Source organism: Campylobacter sp. 107, from assembly GCF_002383835.1.
GTDB classification, from domain to species: domain Bacteria; phylum Campylobacterota; class Campylobacteria; order Campylobacterales; family Campylobacteraceae; genus Campylobacter_D; species Campylobacter_D jejuni.
Window position 1 is genome coordinate 69,805 of the sequence record NZ_NXBA01000018.1, and the last position, 24,278, is coordinate 94,082.

Annotated in this window: 25 protein-coding genes; 17 read left to right on the forward strand and 8 right to left on the reverse strand. The window is 29.7% G+C overall.

Going from position 1 to position 24,278, the window contains the following annotated elements:
- Positions 1 to 3 precede the first annotated feature (3 nt).
- Positions 4 to 891: an aspartate carbamoyltransferase catalytic subunit gene (locus BGS40_RS01935; protein WP_002855708.1), complete on the reverse strand. Its 888-nt coding sequence runs from the start codon at positions 889 to 891 to the stop codon at positions 4 to 6.
- 9 nt (positions 892 to 900) lie between these two features.
- Complete coding sequence (gene sstT, locus BGS40_RS01940; protein ID WP_096738296.1) at positions 901 to 2,124, reverse strand: serine/threonine transporter SstT; 1,224 nt, start codon at positions 2,122 to 2,124, stop codon at positions 901 to 903.
- Positions 2,125 to 2,263: 139 nt separating this feature from the next.
- Between sstT and metK the strand changes: the two genes are divergently transcribed.
- Entirely contained in the window at positions 2,264 to 3,460 is a 1,197-nt protein-coding gene (gene metK / locus BGS40_RS01945) for a methionine adenosyltransferase (RefSeq protein WP_002852836.1), read from the forward strand.
- Positions 3,461 to 3,695: 235 nt separating this feature from the next.
- Here the strand turns inward: metK and BGS40_RS01950 are convergent, their stop codons facing one another.
- Positions 3,696 to 5,021, reverse strand: coding sequence for an apolipoprotein N-acyltransferase (locus BGS40_RS01950; protein ID WP_096738297.1), 1,326 nt, complete (start codon positions 5,019 to 5,021; stop codon positions 3,696 to 3,698).
- Here BGS40_RS01950 and yajC point away from each other — a divergent pair.
- The 15 genes from yajC to BGS40_RS02025 are packed head-to-tail and all read left to right on the forward strand — an operon-like array spanning position 4,994 to position 20,930.
- Positions 4,994 to 5,266, forward strand: coding sequence for a preprotein translocase subunit YajC (gene yajC / locus BGS40_RS01955; RefSeq protein ID WP_002786346.1), 273 nt, complete (start codon positions 4,994 to 4,996; stop codon positions 5,264 to 5,266). The two genes, BGS40_RS01950 and yajC, sit on opposite strands and share 28 nt — an antisense overlap.
- Complete coding sequence (secD, locus tag BGS40_RS01960; protein WP_096738298.1) at positions 5,259 to 6,839, forward strand: protein translocase subunit SecD; 1,581 nt, start codon at positions 5,259 to 5,261, stop codon at positions 6,837 to 6,839. Before yajC ends, secD begins: the two co-directional genes overlap by 8 nt.
- Positions 6,839 to 7,810, forward strand: a complete 972-nt coding sequence (secF, locus tag BGS40_RS01965) for a protein translocase subunit SecF (protein ID WP_096738299.1) — start codon at positions 6,839 to 6,841, stop codon at positions 7,808 to 7,810. Before secD ends, secF begins: the two co-directional genes overlap by 1 nt.
- Before the next feature lie 9 nt (positions 7,811 to 7,819).
- On the forward strand, positions 7,820 to 10,249 hold the full coding sequence (gene leuS / locus BGS40_RS01970) for a leucine--tRNA ligase (protein ID WP_096738300.1): 2,430 nt from the start codon (positions 7,820 to 7,822) through the stop codon (positions 10,247 to 10,249).
- Positions 10,246 to 10,758, forward strand: coding sequence for an LPS assembly lipoprotein LptE (gene lptE / locus BGS40_RS01975; protein ID WP_096738301.1), 513 nt, complete (start codon positions 10,246 to 10,248; stop codon positions 10,756 to 10,758). The genes leuS and lptE overlap by 4 nt, the downstream gene beginning before the upstream one ends.
- Positions 10,742 to 12,139: a hypothetical protein gene (locus BGS40_RS01980; protein WP_052793779.1), complete on the forward strand. Its 1,398-nt coding sequence runs from the start codon at positions 10,742 to 10,744 to the stop codon at positions 12,137 to 12,139. The genes lptE and BGS40_RS01980 overlap by 17 nt, the downstream gene beginning before the upstream one ends.
- On the forward strand, positions 12,105 to 13,289 hold the full coding sequence (locus tag BGS40_RS01985; RefSeq protein ID WP_096738302.1) for a folylpolyglutamate synthase/dihydrofolate synthase family protein: 1,185 nt from the start codon (positions 12,105 to 12,107) through the stop codon (positions 13,287 to 13,289). The genes BGS40_RS01980 and BGS40_RS01985 overlap by 35 nt, the downstream gene beginning before the upstream one ends.
- Positions 13,276 to 14,178, forward strand: a complete 903-nt coding sequence (locus BGS40_RS01990) for a M23 family metallopeptidase (RefSeq protein ID WP_002880806.1) — start codon at positions 13,276 to 13,278, stop codon at positions 14,176 to 14,178. Before BGS40_RS01985 ends, BGS40_RS01990 begins: the two co-directional genes overlap by 14 nt.
- Positions 14,115 to 14,510 carry a bactofilin family protein gene (locus tag BGS40_RS01995; protein ID WP_002868630.1) on the forward strand — a complete coding sequence of 132 codons (396 nt, stop codon included), beginning with the start codon at positions 14,115 to 14,117 and terminating at the stop codon, positions 14,508 to 14,510. The genes BGS40_RS01990 and BGS40_RS01995 overlap by 64 nt, the downstream gene beginning before the upstream one ends.
- Positions 14,510 to 17,446 (forward strand): DEAD/DEAH box helicase, encoded by a 2,937-nt coding sequence (locus BGS40_RS02000; protein WP_096738303.1) that lies wholly within the window; start codon positions 14,510 to 14,512, stop codon positions 17,444 to 17,446. Before BGS40_RS01995 ends, BGS40_RS02000 begins: the two co-directional genes overlap by 1 nt.
- Position 17,447: 1 nt before the next feature.
- Complete coding sequence (locus tag BGS40_RS02005; RefSeq protein WP_002852748.1) at positions 17,448 to 18,209, forward strand: ATP-binding protein; 762 nt, start codon at positions 17,448 to 17,450, stop codon at positions 18,207 to 18,209.
- Complete coding sequence (locus BGS40_RS02010) at positions 18,206 to 18,892, forward strand: endonuclease III domain-containing protein (RefSeq protein WP_052781742.1); 687 nt, start codon at positions 18,206 to 18,208, stop codon at positions 18,890 to 18,892. The genes BGS40_RS02005 and BGS40_RS02010 overlap by 4 nt, the downstream gene beginning before the upstream one ends.
- Positions 18,889 to 19,701 (forward strand): bifunctional hydroxymethylpyrimidine kinase/phosphomethylpyrimidine kinase, encoded by an 813-nt coding sequence (gene thiD / locus BGS40_RS02015; protein ID WP_052779729.1) that lies wholly within the window; start codon positions 18,889 to 18,891, stop codon positions 19,699 to 19,701. Before BGS40_RS02010 ends, thiD begins: the two co-directional genes overlap by 4 nt.
- Positions 19,691 to 20,323: a thiamine phosphate synthase gene (thiE, locus tag BGS40_RS02020; RefSeq protein WP_052779711.1), complete on the forward strand. Its 633-nt coding sequence runs from the start codon at positions 19,691 to 19,693 to the stop codon at positions 20,321 to 20,323. The genes thiD and thiE overlap by 11 nt, the downstream gene beginning before the upstream one ends.
- Positions 20,301 to 20,930, forward strand: coding sequence for a uroporphyrinogen-III synthase (locus BGS40_RS02025; RefSeq protein WP_096738304.1), 630 nt, complete (start codon positions 20,301 to 20,303; stop codon positions 20,928 to 20,930). Before thiE ends, BGS40_RS02025 begins: the two co-directional genes overlap by 23 nt.
- Here the strand turns inward: BGS40_RS02025 and BGS40_RS02030 are convergent.
- The 5 genes from BGS40_RS02030 to fliW are packed head-to-tail and all read right to left on the reverse strand — an operon-like array spanning position 20,927 to position 23,454.
- Positions 20,927 to 21,379, reverse strand: a complete 453-nt coding sequence (locus tag BGS40_RS02030; RefSeq protein WP_002859148.1) for a hypothetical protein — start codon at positions 21,377 to 21,379, stop codon at positions 20,927 to 20,929. The genes BGS40_RS02025 and BGS40_RS02030 overlap by 4 nt on opposite strands.
- A complete protein-coding gene (locus tag BGS40_RS02035) occupies positions 21,376 to 22,038 on the reverse strand; it encodes a hypothetical protein (RefSeq protein ID WP_052793783.1) in 663 nt (220 codons plus the stop codon). The genes BGS40_RS02030 and BGS40_RS02035 overlap by 4 nt, the downstream gene beginning before the upstream one ends.
- Positions 22,035 to 22,337, reverse strand: a complete 303-nt coding sequence (locus tag BGS40_RS02040) for a type II secretion system protein (protein ID WP_002853046.1) — start codon at positions 22,335 to 22,337, stop codon at positions 22,035 to 22,037. The genes BGS40_RS02035 and BGS40_RS02040 overlap by 4 nt, the downstream gene beginning before the upstream one ends.
- Entirely contained in the window at positions 22,334 to 23,065 is a 732-nt protein-coding gene (locus tag BGS40_RS02045; RefSeq protein WP_002859150.1) for a pyrroline-5-carboxylate reductase, read from the reverse strand. Before BGS40_RS02045 ends, BGS40_RS02040 begins: the two co-directional genes overlap by 4 nt.
- Positions 23,065 to 23,454, reverse strand: coding sequence for a flagellar assembly protein FliW (gene fliW / locus BGS40_RS02050; RefSeq protein WP_002852982.1), 390 nt, complete (start codon positions 23,452 to 23,454; stop codon positions 23,065 to 23,067). Before fliW ends, BGS40_RS02045 begins: the two co-directional genes overlap by 1 nt.
- A 160-nt stretch (positions 23,455 to 23,614) precedes the next feature.
- Here fliW and BGS40_RS02055 point away from each other — a divergent pair, with 160 nt between their 5' ends.
- Complete coding sequence (locus BGS40_RS02055) at positions 23,615 to 24,262, forward strand: outer membrane protein assembly factor BamD (RefSeq protein WP_096738305.1); 648 nt, start codon at positions 23,615 to 23,617, stop codon at positions 24,260 to 24,262.
- Positions 24,263 to 24,278 lie beyond the last annotated feature (16 nt).

Here is a 24,278-nt window from a genome sequence, read left to right on the forward strand (position 1 = left end):
TTTTTATCCTTCATTTTCTAGTATGAGTTTTTTAAGAACAGCCATTCTAATGGCCACTCCATTTTTAACTTGTTTTAAAACTAAAGTTCTTTCATCACTCATCATTTCATCGCTTATGTCAATATTGCGATTAACAGGGCCTGGATGTAGTAAAATAAGCTTTTTATCTTTTACTAAGCTTTTTTGAATGCAAAAATCATTTGCATAGTCTTTAAGTGAAGCATAAACGGTTTTATTATGTCTTTCTGTTTGTGTTCTAAGACTCATGATGATATCTGAATTTGCTATGATATTCTCATCAAGCTTATAATGTTTTTTAAGATGGGTATTAGGCATAAAATGTGGTGGAGCTACTAGGGTAATATCAAGATTAAATCTGCTTAAAAGTTCTATATTAGACGCTGCAACGCGGGAATTTTTAATATCACCTACGATGCAAATTTTCTTACCTTCGACATCGCCTTGAAAATGATTATAAATAGTAAATAAATCTAGTAAAGCTTGGGTAGGATGGGCGTGTTTTCCATCTCCTCCATTAACAACTGGACAATGCATATGCTTTGCTAATATCAAAGGAACTCCTGAGTTTGCGTGTCTTACAACAATAGCATTAGGACTCATGGCATCTAAATTAGCAGCAGTATCATAAAGAGTTTCTCCTTTGCTAGAGCTTGATCTTGAAACATCAAGGCGTAAAACCCTAGCACCTAATCTTCTTGCAGCGCTTTCAAAAGATGAAAGGGTGCGTGTAGAGTTTTCAAAAAAAATTGTCGTGATACTTTTTCCTTTAAGAAAAGTTCTAGGTTTTTCATCTAAGAAATCACTTGCTTCTTTAAAAAGCTCCATAATTTCGACTTTATTAAAATCCTTTGTAGTGATGAGATGACGCATGTTTTTGCCTTATTTGATATTGTAATTTAATTCATTTTTAGAACAAATTGCTGTAAAAAGAACATCTGTAGAACTATTTAAAGCAGTTTCAACACTATCTTGAATAACCCCTATAATAAAACCTATGGCAACTACCTTCATAGCAATATCATAGTCTATATTAAATAAAGAACAAGCCAAAGGTATAAGCAGTAAAGATCCGCCCGCAACTCCGCTAGCCCCACAAGCTGCAAAGGTAGCAATAATGCTTAATAAAAAGGCTTGTAAAAGACTGATTTCTATACCAACGGTATTGGCTGCAGTAAGACTTAAAATAGCTATAGTAACTGCTGCTCCTGCCATGTTGATAGTAGCTCCTAAAGGTATAGAAATGCCATAAAATTCTTTATCTATGCCAAGTTTAGCGCAAAGTGCCATATTTACAGGAATATTTGCCGCTGAACTTCTTGTAAAAAAGGCAAAAAATGCACTGTGCTTTAAGCAGATAAAAATCAAAGGAAAAGGATTTTTTCTTGTATAAAAAAAGACTATTAAGGCATTGATAACAAAAGTAACAAAAAGCATAGTAGCTACAAGTAAAATTAAAAGTTTTACATAACTTAGTAAACCTTGTGCTCCTGTTTGTGCTACAGAATTAGCCACAAGTCCAAAAATTCCAAAAGGAGCAAGTTTTACTACAAATTTAACAATTTTTAAAACCCCTTCATTAATGTCTATAAAAACTTGTTTTGCTTCGTTAGAACAGTGTTTTAATGCTATACCTCCAGCTATTGCCCAAGTTAAAATTCCTAAATAATTTCCACTTGAAAGAGCATTTATGGGATTATCAACAATTTTAAATAAAAGATCTTTGAAAATATCACTCATGTGGGTTGGAGATGAGTTTGTAGCAGTTTGAACTCCATCTAAAACAAGCTTTACAGGGAAGAAAAAATTAGCAAGAACTGCACAAGCTGAAGCAAAAAAGGTGCCTACTATATATAAAATGATAATATTTTTGATCTTAGCACCACTTTGAGAAAAATCTTTAGTGCAAATTGAGGTTAAAATTAAAATAAAAACAAGCATAGGAGCGATAGCTTTTAAGGCACTTGTAAAAAGTATTCCAAGTAAATTTGCAATTTCAGATATTTCTTTAGAGCTAATGCCTATAAGTATTCCTAGTGCTATACCTATGCAAATTTGAACTATGAGGTTGCCTTTAGCGTAGCTTTGAATGATTTTAGAAAACATAAAAACCTTTTAAATATTTTTTATATCAAAAGTTGATTTTAACTAACTTTTGCTTAATTTTAGAGAATTTTTAATTTATCAAGCTTTGATAAGTTTATTTGGATACAATTGTGGTTCATTTTAAATGAAAGGACTTTTTATGTATCTATTCACTTCAGAAGTCGTAAGTGCAGGTCATCCAGACAAGTGCGCTGATATAATCGCTGATACGATAGTGGATATACTCTTGAAAAATGACAAAAATTCAAGGGTGGCGAGTGAGGTTTTTGTCGCAGGAAATAAGGTTGTGATAGGAGGCGAAGTTAAGTCAAATCACAAACTTAGTAAAGCTGATTACGATAATTTAGTTAAAGATGTTTTAAAAAACATTGGTTATGACGGAGCAGGCCATTTTAGCAAAGAGCAGTGTTTACATCCTGATGAGGTTGATGTTATGGTGTTTTTAAATGAACAAAGCCCTGATATCAACCAAGGTGTCGATCAAGAAGATGGCGAAACAGGAGCAGGTGATCAAGGCATTATGTTTGGTTTTGCAAGTTGTGAAGCTGAGGAATATATGCCAGCAGCTATTAGTTATGCAAGAATGCTATGTGATAGAGTTTATGCTTATGCAAAAGCAAATCCACATGAACTTGGAGTGGATATTAAAACTCAAGTGACTATAGATTATGGCACTAAGGCGAATTTTGAAAATTGCAAACCGCAAAGTATTCATACTATAGTAGTTTCTGCACCTTGTGTTGAAAGTATGAAAATAGAAGATTTAAGATCTTTAGTGATGAAACTTATCTTAGATAGTAATTTACCAAAAGAACTTTTTGATCCTAATAAGACTAGAATTTTAATCAATCCAACTGGTAAATATGTTAATCATTCTTCTTTACATGATAGTGGTTTAACAGGAAGAAAACTTATAGTAGATAGTTTTGGAGGTTATTCTCCAATAGGTGGTGGTGCGCAATCGAGCAAAGATTATACTAAAGTTGATAGAAGTGGACTTTATGCAGGTAGATGGTTAGCTAAAAACATAGTTGCAGCAGGGCTTGCTAAAAAATGTATAGTTCAACTTAGTTATGCTATAGGTGTTGCAAAACCTACTTCGGTAAGCGTGGATTGTATGGGCACAAATACCAGTGTAAATGACGATGTTTTAAGTGATTTTGTAATGCAAAATTTCTCTTTAACGCCAAATTGGATCCGTGATAAATTTCATCTGGATAAACCAAGTAAAGAAACTTTTCTTTATGCGGATGTAGCAGCTCGTGGGCAAGTAGGACAAAAGGACTATCCTTGGGAAAAACTTGATGCTCTAGAACAGTTTAAAAAGCTACTTTAAAAAACTAACAATATTATACAAGCTTAAACAAGGCTTGTATAATTATAAAAAATTAATAAAGTTATATTAATTTTTGACTTAGAGGGATATTTTTCAATATCCCTCATAAATATAAAAGTTAGGAAGGAAGCTAAATTAATTTAGCTTTGGGGTAAAAACCCCTCTAAGTCAAAATATTGTTTGACAGAATTATAATATAAAATAACTTAAATTACTTTAAAATTAAAATTTAATATTATTTTTTATCATTAAATATTTCTTTGAATAAATTTTTCCAATCTTTGCTTAAAAGCTTTTTAGGGAGTATAACTATATTCTCTTTGCCATTTGTAGCATGATAAACACTAACCCCATATTTACTTGCATAAAATTTCATTAAGAGTTGCTGGAGTTTGTATTCGCTACTATTATTAAACCAAGCATTGTTGCTTAGGGCTATAATAATTTGTGAATTTTGATAATTTTGTTCTTTGGTAGCTTCATAACAAATTGCATTTGTGATAATTTGATTATCTAATTTATATTTGCTTTGTATAGGACCTTTGGAAAATTCTTCAATATTTTTGAGAAAATATTTTTTTGTTAAGTCTTTAAAAAATGGAATTTCTTCACCAAAGGGAACTAAAAAATGCTTATTTAAAATATAGACATTGCCTTTTTTAAAGATATAAGTGCTATTGTAAGTATGCTCTTTTTCAACATGAAATGCTCCTGTAATAATGGTGATTTTATAAGATAATTCTTTAAGCATAAGCTCATATTTGGTATTTTTTAAATCAAAAGCAAAAGCGGTTTCAGGCAAGATTACAAGTTCTTTTTTTTCATTTATAGCTTGAAGTATATCTTGAATTAAGATATCAGAATTTGATTTTAAATTTTCTTGTAAAAATTTTTGATCTTGAGAGATATTAGTATTGATGAGTTTGTAGTTTAAATTAAGAGTTTGAGCTTGTTTTTCATTATATTGAAATCCACTAAAGAATAAAATAAGAACAATTGCTATTTTATAATATCTTGATATATAACCCTCATAGATGAAATATGCTATTAAAAATATGCAAATAATGCCACGATAACTTGGGTCAAAAAAACCATAAACTGTAAAAATCCCCCAATTAAACCAATCAAATCCTAAAGGATGGATAAAACTTATGCAAAAAATTCCACAAAGCCTTAAAAAATCAAATTTTAATAAATAACATAATCTAAAAAGTAACCCATAAATAAAACCAATGATAATTGGTGTAATTGGTACTAAATAGTTTAGATTAAAATAAATTGAAGATAAACCAATCCACCAAAACCAAAGAATCCCTACAAAAAAACCTATCCAAAAATATTGTTTAGAAGTTTTACTTTTTAGAAGTAAAACTAACCCCCAAATAGCTAAAAATGGACTAATGGTTTGTGTAAAAATATTTTCAAAAAATGATAGATAAATAGAATTTGAAAGTAAAATTGCAATAAAAAAGACTTTTATTATTTTAAAAATGATAGAATTAGTGTTTAATTTTTTTGGAATAAAGGAAAAATATGGCAGAAAATTCAATTTTAACTTCATTGTTACCTCTTGTAGTGTTATTTGCAATTTTTTATTTCTTGGTAATTAGACCACAACAAAAACAAGCAAAAGCACATAAACAAATGCTTGAGTCTTTGCAAAAAGGAGATAAAATCATCACTAATGGCGGACTTATTTGTGAAGTCGTAAAACCAGAGGAGGATTTTATCAAAGTTAAGCTTAATGAAGATAATGTTACTGCAAAAATTTCAAGAGAATTTATAGCAAAGAAAATTGATGCGTAATTCTAAAATCAATTATCGCTTGATTATTTTTATGGCGGTATTTATTTTTGGAGTGGCTTTTTCACTCCCTTCTTTTTTGCAGTCAGAACGTGGTGCGAAGATTAATTTAGGTCTTGATTTGCAAGGTGGGTTTTATATGCTCTTAGGTGTAGATAATGAAGAAGCTGTAAAATCTAAAATAAAATCAATTGCATCTTCATTGAGTTATTCTTTTAATAAAGAAAATATTTTAAATGATGGCTTAAATACCCATGATGATATTTTAGAATTTACTTTGCTCGATAATGCGGATGTTGCAAAAGTTGAAAATTTGCTTAAAGAAATAAAAGGAATTAATATACAAAGTGAAAATATGCACTATAAAATTTCTTTTACCTCAGAAGAAGTAAAAAATATAGAAAATTTTGCACTTTTACAAGCAGTTGAAACCATAAGAAATAGGCTTGATCAATTTGGTTTAGCAGAGCCAACAGTTGCTAAACAAGGTGATGATAAGATTTTGGTTGAACTTGCTGGGATTAAAACCAAAGAAGACGAATTAAGAGCAAAAGAACGCATCACAAAAGCAGCACATTTGCAACTTATGGAAGTTGATGATTCTAAAATGGGTCAAGCTTCTACAATGAGTGATGCTGAGGCTGCGAGTTATGGACTGATTTTAGTGCCTGATTCTAGAAATCCAAATTTAAAATATACCTTAAAAAGTATACCTATTTTAGATGGATCTATGCTTACTGATGCTAGAGTAGGACTTAGCGATAAGAGTAATTATCCTGTGATTAATTTTACTTTAAATGCCGAGGGTTCTAAAAAATTTGCTGATTATACAGGAGCAAATGTTGGAAAGCGTCTTGCTATTGTACTTGATAATAAAGTATATTCTGCTCCATCTATTAATGAACGCATAGGCGGAGGTAGTGGGCAAATCAGTGGAGCTTTTACTCAAGAAGAAGCACGCGATGTGGCGGTAGCTTTAAGAAGTGGAGCTTTGCTTGCGCCTGTAAAATTACTTGAACAAAGAAGCATAGGACCATCTTTAGGTGCTGATAGTATTAAAATGAGTATGATAGCCTTAATCGGTGCATCGGTTTTTATTGTAGTATTTATGATGATGTATTACGGTGTGGCAGGAATTTTTGCAAATATTGCAATGCTAGTTAATGTTTTGGTAGTAGTTGCCGTTATGGCTATGTTTGGAGCAACTTTAACTTTACCAGGGATGGCAGGACTTGTTTTAACTGTGGGTATGGCAGTAGATGCAAATGTGATTATCAATGAGCGTATACGAGAACTCTTGCGAGATGGAGTAAATATAAGAGTTAGTATAGAACAAGGTTATAAAAATGCTATGAGTGCGATTATAGATTCAAATATCACTTCTTTAGTTACTTCGGTAGCACTTTATGCCTATGGAACAGGAGCAGTTAAAGGTTTTGCTGTGACTTTGGGAATTGGTATCGTTGTTTCTATGATTACAGCTATTTTAGGAACTCATGGAATGTTTGATTATTTTATGCAACGCATAGAAAAAAATAATAATACAAGATTTTGGTTTGGTTATAGGAGAAGATAATGCAGTTTTTTAGCGAAAAGAAAATTTATGATTTTATGAGAATGCGTTTTGCTGCTATTTCCTTTTCTTTTATTTTGTTTTTTAGTTCTATTTATTTACTTTGGGATAGGGGTTTGCAATATGGCATTGATTTTAGCGGAGGAACTTTAGTTCAGCTTAAATATGAAAATGCAGCTCCTATAACGCAAATTCGAGAAATTTTAGAAAATCAAGGAACTTTTCAAAATTTATCTGTAACTGAGTTTGGAAGCAATGAAGAAGTAACTATACGCTTTTTAGGAAGTAATGATAATGTAAGCAATGATATAGGTGAGCATATAAGCATTCTTTTAAAGGATACGGGAAAATTTGAAGTGCGTCGTGCTGATGTGGTAGGTCCAAAAGTAGGTGATGAACTTAGAAATAAAGGACTTATGGCTATAGCTGTATCTTTGATAGCAATTTTAATTTATATAGCATTGCGTTTTGAGTGGCGTTTTGCTCTTGCGGCTATAATCAGTGAAATTCATGATGTTGTGATTACTTTAGGGGCAATTTCTTTATTTAAAATTGATGTCAATTTAGATACTTTGGCTGCTGTTTTAACTGTGCTTGGGTACTCTTTGAATGATACAATTATTATTTTTGATAGAATCAGAGAAGGTATTAAAACAAGTAAAAAAACCGAATTTGCACCTATTATTAATGAAAGTGTTTCAGTAACTTTATCAAGAACGGTTTTAACTTCAGGATTGACTTTAGCAACCGTTGTGATACTTTATTTCTTTGGCGGGGAAATGATACAAGGATTTTCTTTGGCTTTAATTGTAGGTATTATAGCGGGAACTTTAAGCTCTATCTTTGTTGCAAGTCCGACATTATTATGGTTTAAATTTAGTGTGCTTGAGTTTAGAAATAAAGAAATTGAAAAAGCAAAAAGAAAACAAGATAAAGAACGCAATCGTGCAATGTATGAAAAAGGAACTGTGTAAGGAGAATTTATGGCTTATGAAGCAAGTTTAATAGAAAAAAAATGGCAAAAAATTTGGGATGAAAATGAATATTTTGAGCCAAAAGATGACTTAAATTTGCCTAAAAAATATATTTTATCGATGTTTCCTTATCCTAGTGGACGCATTCATATGGGGCATGTAAGAAATTATACTATAGGTGATGCTTTGGCAAGATATTATCGCAAGATAGGTTTTAATGTTTTACATCCTATAGGTTTTGATAGTTTTGGTATGCCTGCTGAAAATGCAGCTATTAAACATAAAATTCATCCTAAGTCATGGACTTATGAAAATATAGCTTATATGAAAAAAGAACTTTTTTCTTTAGGTTTTTCTTTTTCTAAAAAAAGAATGCTTGCTACTTCAGATCCACTTTATACAAAATTTGAGCAAGAATTTTTTATTAAGATGTTTGAAAAAGGTTTGATTTACACTAAAGAAGCAAATGTAAATTGGTGTGAACAAGATCAAACGGTTTTGGCTAATGAACAAGTTGAAGACGGAAAATGTTGGCGTTGTGGTCATGAAGTGGTGCAGAAAAAAATGCCAGGTTATTATGTAAAAATCACTGCTTATGCTGAGGAACTTTTAAAAGATTTAGAAGAATTAAAAGATAAATGGCCTAATCAAGTTTTAACTATGCAAGAAAATTGGATTGGTAAAAGCGAAGGTTTGGAATTTTCTTTAAATTTAGACGAAGAAAGCAAGCAAAAAACCAAAGAAAGTTCTTTAGAAGTTTTTACTACAAGAGCAGATACAATTTATGGAGTTTCGTATATCGCTTTAGCTCCAGAACATAAGATTGTTCAAAATTTGCTTTCACAAAATTTATTAAATCAAGATGTATTAAATAAAATCAAAGTTATTCAAAATCAAAGCCCAAGAGAAAGACAAAGTTCTGAAAAAGAAGGTTATTTTTTAGGAATTTATGCCATTCATCCTTTAAGCGGAGAAAAAATTCCTTTATGGGTGGCTAATTTTGTCTTGGCTGATTATGGTAGTGGAGCGGTTATGGCTGTTCCAGCTCATGATGAAAGAGATTTTGAATTTGCAACAAAATATAATCTTGCCATCAAACAAGTTATTCAAACTCAAGAAAATTTACCTTATACGCAAAAATCAGGAAAATTAATCCATAGTCAAGAATTTGATAATCTTGATTGTAATGAAGCAAGATTAAAAATCATTTCTCAGTTTGAAGCTAAAAATATAGGAAAAAGGGTTGTAAATTTTAAAATTCGTGATTGGGGTGTTTCGCGTCAAAGATATTGGGGTGCGCCTATTCCTATGATTAAATGTCAAAGTTGTGGTGTAGTGCCTCAAAAACTAGAAAATTTACCTATTACTCTGCCTGAAGATGTGCAAATTACAGGTGAGGGTAATCCACTTGATAAACATCCAACTTGGAAAAATTGTATCTGTCCAAAATGTGGTAAAGAGGCTCAAAAAGAAAGTGATACTTTAGATACTTTTTTTGAAAGTTCTTGGTATTTTGCACGTTTTGCAAGTGATGAGAAAACTTGGCAGGAAAAAGCTTTAGATGAAAAAAGTGTAAAGTATTGGATGAGTGTGGATCAATATATAGGTGGTATTGAACATGCAATCTTGCATTTACTTTATGCGAGATTTTTCCAAAAAGCTTTAAGAGACTTGGGTTATTTAACACAAAATGAACCTTTTGATAGACTTTTAACTCAGGGTATGGTGTTAAAAGATGGTGCTAAAATGTCAAAATCAAAAGGCAATGTTGTAGATCCTGATGAGATTATAGAAAAATACGGTGCTGATACCGCAAGACTTTTTATACTTTTTGCTGCGCCTCCGGCTAAAGAGCTTGAATGGAATGATGATGCGGTTGAAGGAGCTTATAGATTTATTTGCAAACTCTATGATAGGGCGCAAAATGTTAAAAAAGGTGAGCTTGTAGAATTAAAACAAGAAAATTTAAATAAAGAAGAAAAATATGCAAGATTAAAGGTGTATGAAGCTTTAAAAAAATCTTTTGAAGTTTATCATCAGAGTTTTGCTTTTAATACTTTAATTGCAGCTTGTATGGAAGCTTTAAATGCTTTAGCGCTTTGTAAAAATGAAGCTTTGGAACAAGAGGCTTTTTATATTATTTTAAATATCTTAGAGCCTATTATTCCTCATGTTTGTTTTGAGCTTAGCGAGGAGCTTTTTAAATGTAAAAATTTCAAAAAATTAGAACTTAAAGAAGAGGTTTTTGTAAAAGATACTTTAAATTTAGCTGTAAGTATCAATGGTAAGAAAAGGGCTGAATTTGAAATTTCAAGTAGTGCGAGTAAGGAAGAAATTTTAGCTTTCGCAAAAGAAAATACCGCTAAATGGTTCGAAGGTAAAAATATAGTTAAAGAAATTTATGTGGAAGGAAAGCTAGTTAATCTAGTAATCAAATGAAAAAGATTTTGATTTTTTGTATAGGTTTATTTTTAGGTGCTTGTGGATATATTCCTACATCAAAAATCGCTAATAATATTTTTGATGAGAAAGTTTATGTTAATGTTGAATTAAGTCAACAAGACCCAAAAAATAGTATCTATGTTGCTGATACTTTAAAAGAAATGGTGATTTCAAAACTAGGGCGTAAGCTTGCTTTAAAACATGAAGCTGATGATGTAATCAATGTTAAAATGAATAATTTAGAATTTATTCCTTTGGCCTATGATAAAAATGGCTATGTTATTAGTTATAAAGCTAAGTTAAATTTGGATTTTAATGTTGTTTTTAAAGATGACTCAAGTCAGGCTTTTAGTACAAGTGGGAGTTATAATTTTGAAATTTCTCCAAATAGCATTATTAGTGATTCTGCAAGGTATGAGGCTATTAGAGCGGCTTCAAGTGAGGCATTTGATGAGTTTATTTCCGTAATTGCTATTAAAGGGCAAAAACGTGGTTCCAAATACTAATGAAATAGCAAAGCAAACTTTAATTACATTAAAAGAAAGAAAACTAAAGCCAACCCCTGAAAATTATACGGAAATTTTTGAAGAATTGTCTTTAAAATATGGTATTACAAGTTCAAATAAGGCTAAACTTGATAAATACAAAACTTTACTTTTACCAATTTATCAACAAGAATTAAACTCTAAAACCATACGAAGTTTAGAAGAGTTAATTAGTTTTTTAATTTCTGTTTTAAATAGACAAAGTGGAAAACAATTTAGTGAATTTTTTGATTTTTTATCTACCATATCTAAAACTTTGCAAATAAGTAAAGACAAAAAGATAAGAGATTTGGCTAAAGTGACTTCGATTAGAATTTCTAAAACTATGGATAGTGAAAGTATTTACTTGCTTACTAAAAAATGGAAAGAGCTTGAAAGAAATTACGATGAAAATGACTTAGAGGAACAAGCTCGTAAATATGGCGTTAGCAAATATGATGATTATGATAGTGTGATTAAAAAACTTTTAGTCAAACTTGAAGAGCGTAGTTATGAGCGTTTTAGTGAATTATTATGTTTGGGTTTAAATCCTTCATTGGTGGAAGATTTAAAAATTCAAGGTTTTATACAAAATTTAACACAAAAGCCTTTTGTAATAGGCGAAGAAAATTTCAAAAACGAATTAATGGAATTTATAAATCATCGTATAATGGTTGATAATATGTATGTCCAAAAAAATTTAAATTTTTTTAATGATAATCTAAAAAAAATCTATGAATTGCTTGTCTTGCTTAATAAATCGAATGAAAAAAATATGGATTTTATCAATACCTTAAAACCAGATGAAAATGGCGAAGTAAAACTTAGTTTTGAGGATTTAAAGCTAAAATTTAAACAACTTGGAGAAAAAATTACATCTTTAAATAATCAAATTGAATTCACGCAAAGCTTAGAGGAGAGAGAGGCTTGGAGTGTTCTTAAAGAGCTTGATAAAATGGATGAAAATTTTAATAAGTATAAGGTTAATTATTCTTTAGCTTTATTTTCTATAGTAAATTACCGTTTCATTATGGAAAAATATGGTATGGGAAGTTTGAATGAAATTTTTGTTCGATTTAAAAAAATTTTAAAAGATTCTTGTAGTGAATTTGATGAACTGTGGATGATAGATGAAAAGAGTTATTTGATTGTTTCGCCAGGAAAAAGCAAAGATGAAATTACACAGCTTGTAAATACAAATCTTAAAACTATAGAAAATTTTAGATTTATTTATAAGCAAGATATTATAACTCCTAAAATTCACGTGGCTTATCTTGATAAGCAAAGTAAACCAAGTATTAATATTTTAGATGAGTTAATAAAGCAAATTGCAGCGGTTAATGAACAATATAATGAAAGTTGAGAATTTTTTAGCTCAAAAAAGTATAAATTACGATAAAATTGATCGTTTTTTGATGTTTAGAATGTATGAAAAATATAAGAAATATTTTAAAAATATTCCTATAATCCAGCTTATAGGCACAAATGGTAAAGGTAGCACGGGTAGATATTTAACCCAACTTTTAGAAAATTTAAATTATAAAATAGGGCATTATACTAGCCCGCATATTTTTAGTTTTAATGAAAGATTTTATCTTGATGGTAAGATTGCAAATGATGAAGAATTAGAACAAGCTCATATAAGACTTGAAGAAATTTTTAAACAAGACTTGCAAAAATTAAGTTATTTCGAATATGCTACTTTTTTAGCTATGATTTTATTTCAAAAATGCGATTTCATTGTTTTAGAAGCAGGAGTGGGTGGAGAATATGATGCTACTTCTGTTTTTGAAAGAAGAATGAATATTTTTACAAGAATTGGATTTGACCATATTCAAATTTTGGGCAATTCTTTAGAAGATATTGCAAGAACCAAGCTTAAAGTTATGGCGCCTATAGCACTTATAAGTGATGAGCAAGAGCAAAATGTTTTAAATTTAGCAAAAAAAATTGCTTTTTTAAAAAAAGCTAATTTGCAAGTTTCTTCTTTAAATCCTTTTTTGAAAGAAAAATTTGAGATTTATTGTAAAAAGTTTGTTTTACCTTGTTTTTTAAAGCATAATTTAAAGCTTGCATTAAAGGCTTGTGAAATTTTAACTTCGCAAGAAAAAACCTTAGAAGCTTTAAAAAAGTTGCAAGAGTTAAATTTGCAAGGAAGATGCCAAGAAATTTCTCCAAATTTTTTTGTTGATGTGGGTCATAATCCTATGGCTGCTAAGGCTATGATTGATAAATTTCAAGGAGAAAAAATAAATCTTATTTATAATGCTTATTTGGATAAGGATATTTTTCAAATTTTAAATACATTAAAGCCTATTATTGATACAATACAAATATATAAATATAAAAGCGCAGAACGAAAGCTGGCTGATGATGAAATTTATAGTATTGCATCAAAGCTAGGTATACAATGCAAAGAATTTGTAAAAATAGAAGAGAATAAAAAAAATCTAGTTTTTGGTTCTTTTATGTTGGTAGAAAATTTTTTAAAGGAGTGGTGTGGTAAAAAATAAATTCACTATTACCATTACAGATATTAACGGTTCAAGACATTTTTATTTAAATCAAATAATCAAAAAAATAGTTTTTTATACTATTGCTTTTATTGTTTTATTTTTAGTTTTTAGTGGTTTTTATATCAAATATCTTGATAGCAAACTTAGTGATATCAGTGAAAAGCGTGAGGAGCTTTTGAAAAAAAGCAAAGAATTGGAATTATCTAATTCGCAAATGCAAAAAAGCATAGAAGAAAAAACTCAGCAGTATGCAGCTATAGAAGATAAAATAGCTTCTTTTGAAGAGGCTTTGGGCTTAGAAGCAGAAAATAATCTTACAATTAGTGCAAGACTTGATAATCTTCAGCTTACCAATGAGCAGCAACTTGGAATTTTGGGGCAAATTCCTAATGGATGGCCTATTGAAAATAAAGGCATTACAGGAAATTTTGGCTGGAGAGAGCATCCTCTTTTAAAAAGAAGAGAATTTCATCCTGGCATTGATTTAAGAGCGGAAATTGGTACTCCTATTTATGCACCAGCAAGTGGAGTAGTGGAATTTTCAGGTTATAGTGATAATGGCTATGGCTATAATGTAATTTTATTGCATAATTTTGGTTTTAAAACAGTATTTGCTCATATGATGCGCAAAGAAGTGGTCAAAGCAGGTCAATTTGTTAATAAAGGGCAGTTGATAGGTTATAGTGGCAATACAGGTCTTTCTACGGGGCCGCATTTGCACTATGAGGTAAGGTTTATTAATAAAACTTTAGAACCTTTGTATTTTTTAAATTTGCAAAGAAAAAATATGAATGATTTTTTTAATCAAGAAAGGAGAGTTCCATGGCAATCTTTAATAAAGGCGGTATCAGCCCAACATCCAGCTCTAGCTCAGAAACAACAGTAATTTCTTCAGGTGCGAGAATTGAGGGTAAATTTTATTTTGCTTCTATGCTCCATGTTGATGGAGAGTTAAGTGGCATTATTCATTCTGAAAGCATTGTGGTTATCGGAAAAAATGGAAATTTAAAAGGTGAATTACAAGCAGATAAAATTGTAGTAAATGGGTATTTTGAAGGGCAACTTGAGGCTAATAGTTTAGAAATTTTAGCGGGCGGAGTTGTTAATGGTGATATTTCAACGCAAAAAATTTCTATAGAAAATGGCGGTCGCTTTAATGGAACTAGTAAAATTAAAGAAGATACTATCAAACTTATTGAAAATAACAACGAAGAATAATGCAAGCTTCATTTTATGAATACTTACAAAATCCAAAAATTTGTGAACTTTTTCTTTGTAAAGATGAAAAACAAGCAGATTTACTCGCTCAAGTTTCACGATTTAAGGGTTTAAAAACTTTTGTTTTACCTGATTTTAGAGCGCAGTTTGGAGATGATTTAAGGGCTTTTTCTAAAGAACTTTTTGATCTTTGTAAGATTTTAAATGCTTATCATAAAGAAGAAGAAAAAAAAATCCTTATTTCTCCTTTAAATACTGTTTTAAAAAAACTTCCTTCAAAAAAACATTTACAAAATTATCATATCGATAAAAAACAAAATTTTGATTTGAAATGTTTTGAAGATGAAATTTCAAGATTGGGATACGAATTTGTAGATATAGTTCAGGATAAAGGTGAAATTTCAATTCGTGCGGATATTATTGATATTTTTTGTATCAATGAAGAAAATCCTATTAGAATTTTGCTTTTTGGCGAAGAGATTGAAAGTATAAGATATTTTGATTTGCAAAGTCAAAAGTCTATCCCTAATGAACTGCAACATTTTGAAATTTGTCCTTTTTTAAAATATTTTGACAAAGAAAATTATGAAATTTTTAAGGATAAATTAGAAGATTTTCAAAGCGATACTTTAACACATGATATCAATTCTTTAGGGTTTTGGTGTATTGATGATTTTTTTGATTATTTGGAGCTTGATTTTTTAGCTTGTGAAAAGTTTGATATTAATGAATATGAAAAAGATATAAGTTTTGTGAATGCAAAAATTTTACCTCAAGCTAAAAAATTTAAAGAATTGCAAAGTTCTTACAATAAAGATTTTTTTGAATTTCATAAAAATAAAAAAATCACACTTTTAGCTAAAAACGAAGCTTTATTTAAAGCTTTAGAGCTTGAAGATACTCAAAATATCCATTTTATAAAAAGTGATTTAAGACTTAATCTTATTAGTCCTGAAGAGCTAATCATTTCTTTAAATCAAAAAGAAAAACAAAAAACAAGAAAAAAAGCTAGTTTGATTATAGATGAGCTTAAAAATGGGGATTATATAGTACACGAAGATTATGGGGTAGGTAAATTTTTAGGTCTTGAGATGATAGTGATAAGCGGAGCAAAAAAAGAGTTTGTTGCTATAGAGTATCAAAATTCTGACAAGCTTTTATTACCAGTGGAAAATCTTTATTTAATTGATAAATATTTGGGCGTGAGTGGATCTATTCCAAGCTTAGATAAACTAGGTAAAACAAGCTTTATTAAACTTAAAGAAAAATTAAAAACTAAACTTTTAGCCATAGCTTCTGAAATTGTTATTATGGCGGCTAAAAGATCTTTGGTGCAAGCAAAAAAAATTACAGTGGATTTAAATAGACAAGCTGATTTTATAGCTAGTGCGGGTTTTGTTTATACAAGTGATCAAGATAAAGCCTGTCATGAAATTTTGCAAGATTTTCAAAGTGGAAAAGTCATGGATAGGCTTTTAAGCGGTGATGTGGGTTTTGGAAAAACTGAAGTTGCTATGAATGCTATTTACTCAGTAGTTAAAAGCGGATTTTGTGCATTTTTATTTGCACCTACAACTTTGCTTTCTCATCAGCATTATAAAACCTTAAAAAAGCGTTTTGATCCTTTTGATATAGAGGTTTTTAAACTTGATCGCTTTGCAAGTAGTGCAGAAAAAAAACAGGTTTTACAAAATTTAAAAGAAAATAAAGCTTGTGTAGTTGTAGGAACTCATGCACTTTTAAGTGTAGAATGTGAAAATTTAGCTCTTGTTGTTATCGATGAGGAACATAAATTTGGAGTGAAACAAAAAGAAAAGCTTAAAGAAATCACTCAAAATTCACATATTTTATCCATGTCAGCAACCCCTATACCAAGAAGCTTAAATCAAGCTTTAAGTTCTATAAAATCTTATAGTGTTTTACAAACTCCACCAGAAGATAGAATAGATGTAAGAACTTTTGTTAAAGAAAATGATGACGCACTTTTAAAAGAAGCTATAGCAAGAGAGTTAAGACGTGGTGGGCAAATTTTTTATATTCATAATCATATTGCAAGTATAGAGCAGTGTAAAAAGCATTTATTAGAACTTTTTTCTACTTTGCGTATTTTGATTTTACATTCTAAAATTGATGCTAAGGTACAAGAAGAAGAAATGTTAAAATTTGAAAATAAAGAATATGATTTGCTTTTAAGTACTTCTATCGTAGAAAGTGGAATTGATTTGCCTAATGCAAATACTATCATAGTAGAAAAAAGCGATCGTTTTGGTATGGCTGATCTACACCAATTGCGTGGGCGTGTGGGAAGAAGTGATAAGCAAGGTTATTGTTATTTTTTAGTTGAAGATAAAAATGCTATCACAAAAGATGCCTTAAAGCGTCTTGTTTCCTTAGAAAGTAATTCTTTTTTAGGCGCAGGTTCTATTTTGGCTTATCATGATCTTGAAATTCGTGGCGGTGGAAATTTATTAGGCGTGGATCAAAGTGGACATATCGAGCAAATTGGATATAGTTTATATCTTAAAATGTTAGAAGATGAACTTAATGCTTTAAGTAAAAATGAAGTGGATCAAAAAGAAAATAAACTTGATTTAAAACTCAATGTTAATGCCTTTTTAAATAGTGAGCTTATCAGCGAAGATCGCTTAAGATTAGAACTTTATAGAAGACTTAGCAAGTGTGAGCAAGTTTATGAGGTTTATGAGATTGAAGGTGAAATTGAAGATCGCTTTGGAAAACTTGACATTTATACTAAGCAATTTTTATCTTTGATTACTATTAAAATTTTAGCTTTAAATAAATTTAAAAGCATTAGTAACTATGAGCAAAATATTCAATTTACTGCTTTAAATGATGAAAAAGAACTCATCAAGGCAAAAAGCAAAGATGATGATGATATTTTAGAGGCAATTTTAACGCATTTAAGAAAGGCTTAAAATGGATTGGAATAAAACTTATGCAGCAATTTATAGAGCAAGAAAAGATTATTTAAAGCCTATTTTTGAAATCGATCCTATTGCTTTAAAAGATTTAGTAGGTATGGAAAGTCAAAAAAAAGCACTTTATGAAAATACTTTAAATTTCATTCAAGATAAGGGAGCAAATCACGCACTTTTATGGGGATCTAAGGGCACTGGAAAATCAAGTTTAATTAAAGCTATATTTAATGAATTTAAAGAACAGGGCTTAAGACTTGTCGAATTAAATAAAGAAGACTTATTTGCCTTAGCAGATATCATCGATGAAATCAGATTAGAAAATTTTAAATTCATACTTTTTTGTGATGATTTTTCTTTTGAAAAGGGAGATGATAGTTATAAATTTTTAAAACCTTTACTTGAGGGAAGCATAGAAAAAGCCCCAAATAATGTAATTATTTATGCGAGTTCAAATCGTAGGCATTTATTAAGTGAAAGCATTACTGATAATCTTGATACGCAAATCACACATACAGAACTTCATTTAAGCGATGCTGCTGAAGAAAGATTAAGCTTGAGTGATAGATTTGGTTTGTGGTTAAGTTTTTATCAGGGAAATTTAGAAGAGTATTTAAAGATGATAGATTTTTATTTTAAAGATTATTCTTGTGATAAAGAGCTTTTACACGCTAAAGCTAAAGAATTTGCTACTCTAAGAGCAAGTAGAAGTGGTCGTACCGCAAAGCAATTTTATTTAGCTTTTAAGGAGAATTTTAAATGACTGGAGCACAAATTTTTACCAAGCTTTTAAATTTGGATTTAAATTATCATGATTTTGATTGGCTTGAAAATCAAGGATTGAGTGAATTTGAGCTTTTAATTTCTGTCGTTTTAACTCAAAATACAAATTGGAAAAATGTCTTAAAAGCTTTAGAAAATTTAAAAAAAGAAAATATTGCAAGCTTAGAACAAATCAATACTTTATCCAATTTAGAACTTGCAACTTTAATTAAGCCTAGCGGATTTTATAATACCAAAACTAAGCGTTTAAAAGGTTTGGTAGAAAGTATCATAAACACTTATGAAAATTTAGAAAATTTTAAAACAAATGCAAGCAGAGAATGGCTTTTAAATATCAAAGGTTTAGGTTTTGAAAGCGTTGATAGTATTTTAAACTATCTTTGCAAAAGAGAGGTTTTGGTTGTAGATAATTATAGTTTGCGTTTGGCTTTTTACTTAGGTTATGAGTTTGAAAATTATGAAGAATTAAGAGAATTTTTTCAAAGTGGCATAGAGAGTGAGCAAGAAAATTTGTATAAAATTTTAGGAAAAAAATGCGAACTTTACGAACTTTATCAAATTTTTCATGCTTTGATTGTAGCTTTTGCAAAACAGAGTTTTAAAGGACAAAAATTAAGCCCTAAGGGTGAAGAATGGATCAAAATTTTAAAGGAAGATTTATGAAAGCAAAAGGAAGCGAGCTTATACCTGTTTTAACTATAGCAGGGAGTGATTGTAGTGGTGGAGCAGGGATACAAGCCGATCTTAAAACCTTTAGTGCACACAATCTTTTTGGTATGAGTGTGGTTTTAAGTGTGGTAGCTGAAAATACCGCAAGGGTGATTTCTGTACACGATATACCTACTCAAAGCGTGGATGAACAAATGCTTGCCGTGTTTGAAGATATAGTGCCAAAGGCAACTAAAATCGGAATGATAGGTTCTTGTGAATTAATGAGCTGTGTAGCTAAAAATTTAAGCGAGTTTAAACCTCAAAATGTAGTTATTGATCCTGTAATGTTTGCCAAAAATGGCTATGCTTTAATGCCGCAAGAAAATTGTGATTTTTTCAAACAAACTATAATAAAATTTGCAGACATTCTTACTCCTAATATTCCTGAAGCAGAGTTTTTATGTGGTTTTAAGATCGCTAATGAAGAGCAGATGATAAAAGCAGCTAAGCATTTATGCAGCTTGGGGGCTAAGGCAGTTTTACTTAAAGGCGGACATAGTGAAGCAAATGCCAATGATGTGCTTTATGATGGAAAAGAAATTTATATTTTAAAAGGCGAACGCATAGAAACTAAAAATACTCACGGTACAGGTTGTACGCTTTCTTCGGCTATTGCTAGTAATTTAGCTAAAGACAAGGATTTATTTCACGCTGTTAGTGAAGCTAAAGAGTATGTAAGAAATGCGATTTATTATTCACTTAATCTTGGAAAAGGTTGTGGTCCTACAAATCATTTTTTCAAGTTTCTAGATGAAAAATAAATTAGATCTTAGCCTTTATTTGGTTGCTACTAAGGGAAATAAAAGCGAAGAGTGTTTTTTAAATACTTTAGAAAATGCTATAAAAGGCGGAGTAAGTATCATACAACTTCGTGAAAAAGAGCTTAATGTAAGAGAATTTTATAAACTAGGCTTAAAGGTGCAAAAACTTTGCAAGTCTTATAAAATACCTTTTTTGATTAACGATAGGGTGGATATAGCTTTAGCCTTAGATGCTGATGGGGTGCATTTAGGACAGGAAGATTTAGAAGCAAAACTAGCTAGAAAGCTTTTAGGAGATGAAAAAATCATAGGCTTAAGTCTTAAAAAGTTAGAACAACTTGAGTTTATACAAGGAGTAAATTATCTAGGTTGTGGAGCTATTAAGGCAACGCCTACTAAAGAAAGTTCGCTTTTAAGCCTTGAGCTTTTAAGTCAAATTTGTGATAAAAGCCCTATAGGGGTTGTAGCCATAGGTGGGATTGACAAAGAAGCACTTGTTGAGTTAAAGGGTATAAATTTAAGCGGTGTGGCTGTGGTTAGGGCGATCATGGATGCTAAAGATGCTTTTTTGGCAGCTAAAGAGCTAAAGCGTAAAATCTATGAAAATTTATCTCTTAAATGAAACTCCTTTTGAAGGGGTGGAAAATCTTATTTTAAATGAGATTGTTTTTTATAATTTTAGTGTGGATTTGAGTTTGTATGATGCTTTAATCTGCACTTCAAAAAATGCTTTAAAAGCTTTACAACATGCAAAAATCACTTTAAATTTCAAACTCAATTTATACGCTGTGGGACAAAGTACAGCTCAATACGCTAAAAATTTAGGTTTTAAAAAGATTAAAATTCCATCAAAGGCTTATGGAAAAGATCTTTTTCTTGAATTTAAAGAGGAGTTAAAAATGCAAAAATGTTTGTATTTAAGGGCTAAAAATATTGTTTCAACTTTAAATTTGGATCTTAAAAATGTAGGTGTGGATTTAGATGAAATGATTGTTTATGAAAATGTTTTTAAAAAAGGCGACAAAAAGCTTATCCATCCTGCTATTTTTATATTCACCTCTCCTTTAAGTGTAGAAAATTTTTTAAAATTTTATAGCTTAAAAGAAGAAGATAAGGTTGTAGTTATAGGGCAAAGCACAGCAAAGAAGCTTTTAAATTTTAAAAATCTTTATATATGCGAAAATCAAAGTCTTTTAGACTGTGTTAAGCTCGCTAAGACTTTGGTTTAATTTTTTAAATTCCAAAAATTTTCTTTAGGATAAATAATAATGCTTTTTGTGAGTAAAATTTCATCATTGACGTTTTTATCACGATTTAAAGCAATACTAATGTGGGCTATAATAACACCATCTTTGCTTAAATTTGCATCGGGATTGAAGTTGGAAAATTTAAAATTAACACATTGTGCAATAGGATAAAAATATTTTATTTTAATCAAAGCTTTTGTGTAATTAAAATATATATTATCTAAACATTCTTTATTTTCTTGCTTTGCTTGATATAAAAAATATTTAGAAAATTGTGTTGCATTGTGACTTAAAATTTGAGCTTGAAGGTAGTAATAACTATCTTGGATTATTTTTGGAGTATAGCTGGATATGTTTAAGGTCAAGCTCATCCATAGACTTATTAGTAATATTAAAAAAATTGTCCAAATTAAAACATAAGCTTTTTTCACAGTAAAATTCTTTTTTCAAAGCAATGTTTTGTTTGTCTTTTTAGGCAAATTTTTAATTTATTGTTTTGCAGGTTAAATGAGCTTATGTTTTTAGAAATTAATCCTTGTTGGTTTAATTGTTCATTAAATTTTGGCTTTATTTCATACATAAGTTCTTCATTTTGCAATTTGATAACTAATTGAGCTTGCAAAGGAATAAAACTACCTGTAAAATTTGCAGATATACCATTTTCCAAGATGGATATTTTTTCAATCTTATTAATTTTATAAGCATAGCTAATATGCTCATTGTCGCTATATAAATCTTTTCTATTTTGGAGTTGTGTTTTAAAATCAGAATGAGGTGAATAAAGTGTATGATTATTTTCTAAAATAAGAGCAGAATTAATAAGATAAAGTTTATTATCTTTTAGGCTAATTAACTCATCTTTTAAAAGACATTTTAATGTATTCTGTGAAAATGTAATATTAATACAATTTTGTATTAATTTTTCTATTTTAAGCAAGTTTAAATGTGCTTGAGTGATAAGATTGTTTGTATGTAAAGCAGTAAAATTTAAATGATAAAAATCCATTAAAGGTTTTGAAAGTAAGCTAGTTATAAAAGTAAAAAGTATTAGTGATATTATAAGTTCAAAAAGTGTAAAAGCTTTGCTCATTCTTTAAAATAAACGCTATAATTTTGATCTTGAAAGTATAATTTTTGAAATTGAAATATACCATCATTAACAAACTGTTCTTGTAAAACTATAGGTTTTAAGGCTGAAGTTTGAAGTATGATGGTTTTAAAAATAGGCTTTTCATATAATTCTTCTTGAAGTTTATAGAGTCTTTCAAAAATATTTAAATTTTCATAGTTTTTGTAAAGTTGAATATAGTAATAAAAAATGCCAATGAAAATTAAAGATATGATCGTTATAGCACTAATGCTTTCTATAAGTATGAAAGCCTTTTTCATTTGGCGCTGCTAGCATTTATGGCTTCAAAAAAACTTCCGCGAATTCCTTTTTGTTCGAGTATTTTTATGCCTTTTATTGTAACTCCGCCAGGGGAGCAAATATTTTCTTTGATAATAGCTGGATGTTCATGTTCTAGTAAAGCACTAGAGCTTTTAAATAAAGAGCGCGTAAGATTAAGACTAAGTTCTTTTGATAAACCTTCATAAACTCCAGCATTAGCAATGCTTTCTGCTATAAGTGCTAAAAAAGCAGGAGCGCAGCCGCTAATCGCCATAGCTGCATTCATTTGTATTTCATTATCTAATTTATAAGCCGAGCCAAAAGTTTTTAAAATGTCTAAAATTTCATTTTCAAAATGAGAGTTTTTAAGTATATATGGTGTGGTTGAAGCCTTGTATTTAGCTGCTGTATTGGGTATTATTCTAACATAATTTTGAGCTTTGATGGTTTGTAGTTTTTCAAAATCAACATTGGCTAAAACAGAGATTAAGATACGTGCTTGTCCTTTTAGCATTTGAGCAATATTTTCTAAAGCATAAGGTTTAAATGCTAAAATAACATCTTTACCTTCTATGTTAAAATCTTTGTAAAGTAAGGTTTTAAAGCCTTCTTTGGCGAGGGCTTGAAGTTTTTCTATACTTCTTCCTACTATACAAATTTCATAATCATCTTTTAATCCATAGGCTAAGGCTGTTGCCATAGATCCATTTGCAAGTATATAGAGCATTATTTTTTAATATAATTAGCAATTTGATCAGCTTGAAAAAAGTCGGGATAATTAACTGTATCTAGTATCACTTGTACCATAGTATTATTATCAAGATTAATGACTACTGGAGCTAGAAAATTCACTGTCGATTCTTCAATGCTTTTTGCTATGGCTACTATATTAAAAATTTTCATATTAGATTCAGGTGTTAAAGAAAGAAGCTCTTGATAATAAGTTGGTATATCAAATTCATAATCAGGTCTAATCAAATAAGGATTAATTAAAACAAAAGAAAAGTCTTTACCATCAAGACTTTTAAGTCTTACAAATACTTCATCGATAGTTGAAAATTCCATATTTTTGGTTTCTTCAAAACCTAAGATAGGGCATTTAACAGCTAGGGTCATGTTTTCTCCTTAAGTTATAATGTTTAATATTTTAACATAAAATAAGCAATAATCATTCCAAAATTTTAAATTATTTAATTAATTTTATTATAATTTTAGAAGAACATAATTATAAAATCGTTAAAATATATATTTTTGAGAATATAAATCAAGGTGAAGTATGAAAAAAGGTATTTTTTTATTGGTTTTTTTAAGTGTTTTTTTTAGTGCGTGTAGTACGAAAAATGATGAAGGTTTATACAATCTTAGTGCTAGTGAGTGGTATAAGCAAATTATTAAAGATTTGCAGGACAAGGATTTGGAAAAAGCTGATGATCATTATAATGGTATGGCAAGTGAGCATGTTGCCGATCCTTTATTGGAAACTACTTTAATTATTTTAGCACAAGCTCATATGGATGAAGAGGAATATAAGTTAGCTGAATTTTATTTAGATGAATATAATAAAAAATTTGGAAATTCACGCAATGCTGATTATATTCGTTATCTTAAAATTAAGGCAAAATTTGATGCATTTGCAGTGCCAAATCGTAATCAGGCTTTAATGCTTGAAAGCCAAAAAGAAATAGATACTTTTTTGAAAGATTATCCTTATACAGAATATGAACCTTTGGTTCAGACAATGCTTACAAAATTTAATTTAGCGGTTTTTTATCTTAATAGCACTATAGAAAATCTATACCAGCGCATAGGGCATGATGAAAGTACACAAATTTATAAACAAAGACTTCAAGAAAGTGAATTTTATCAGCAAAGTATTATCAAACCTGAGCTTCCTTGGTATAGAAGTATATTTGAAAGATTTTAATAAACAAGGAAAATAA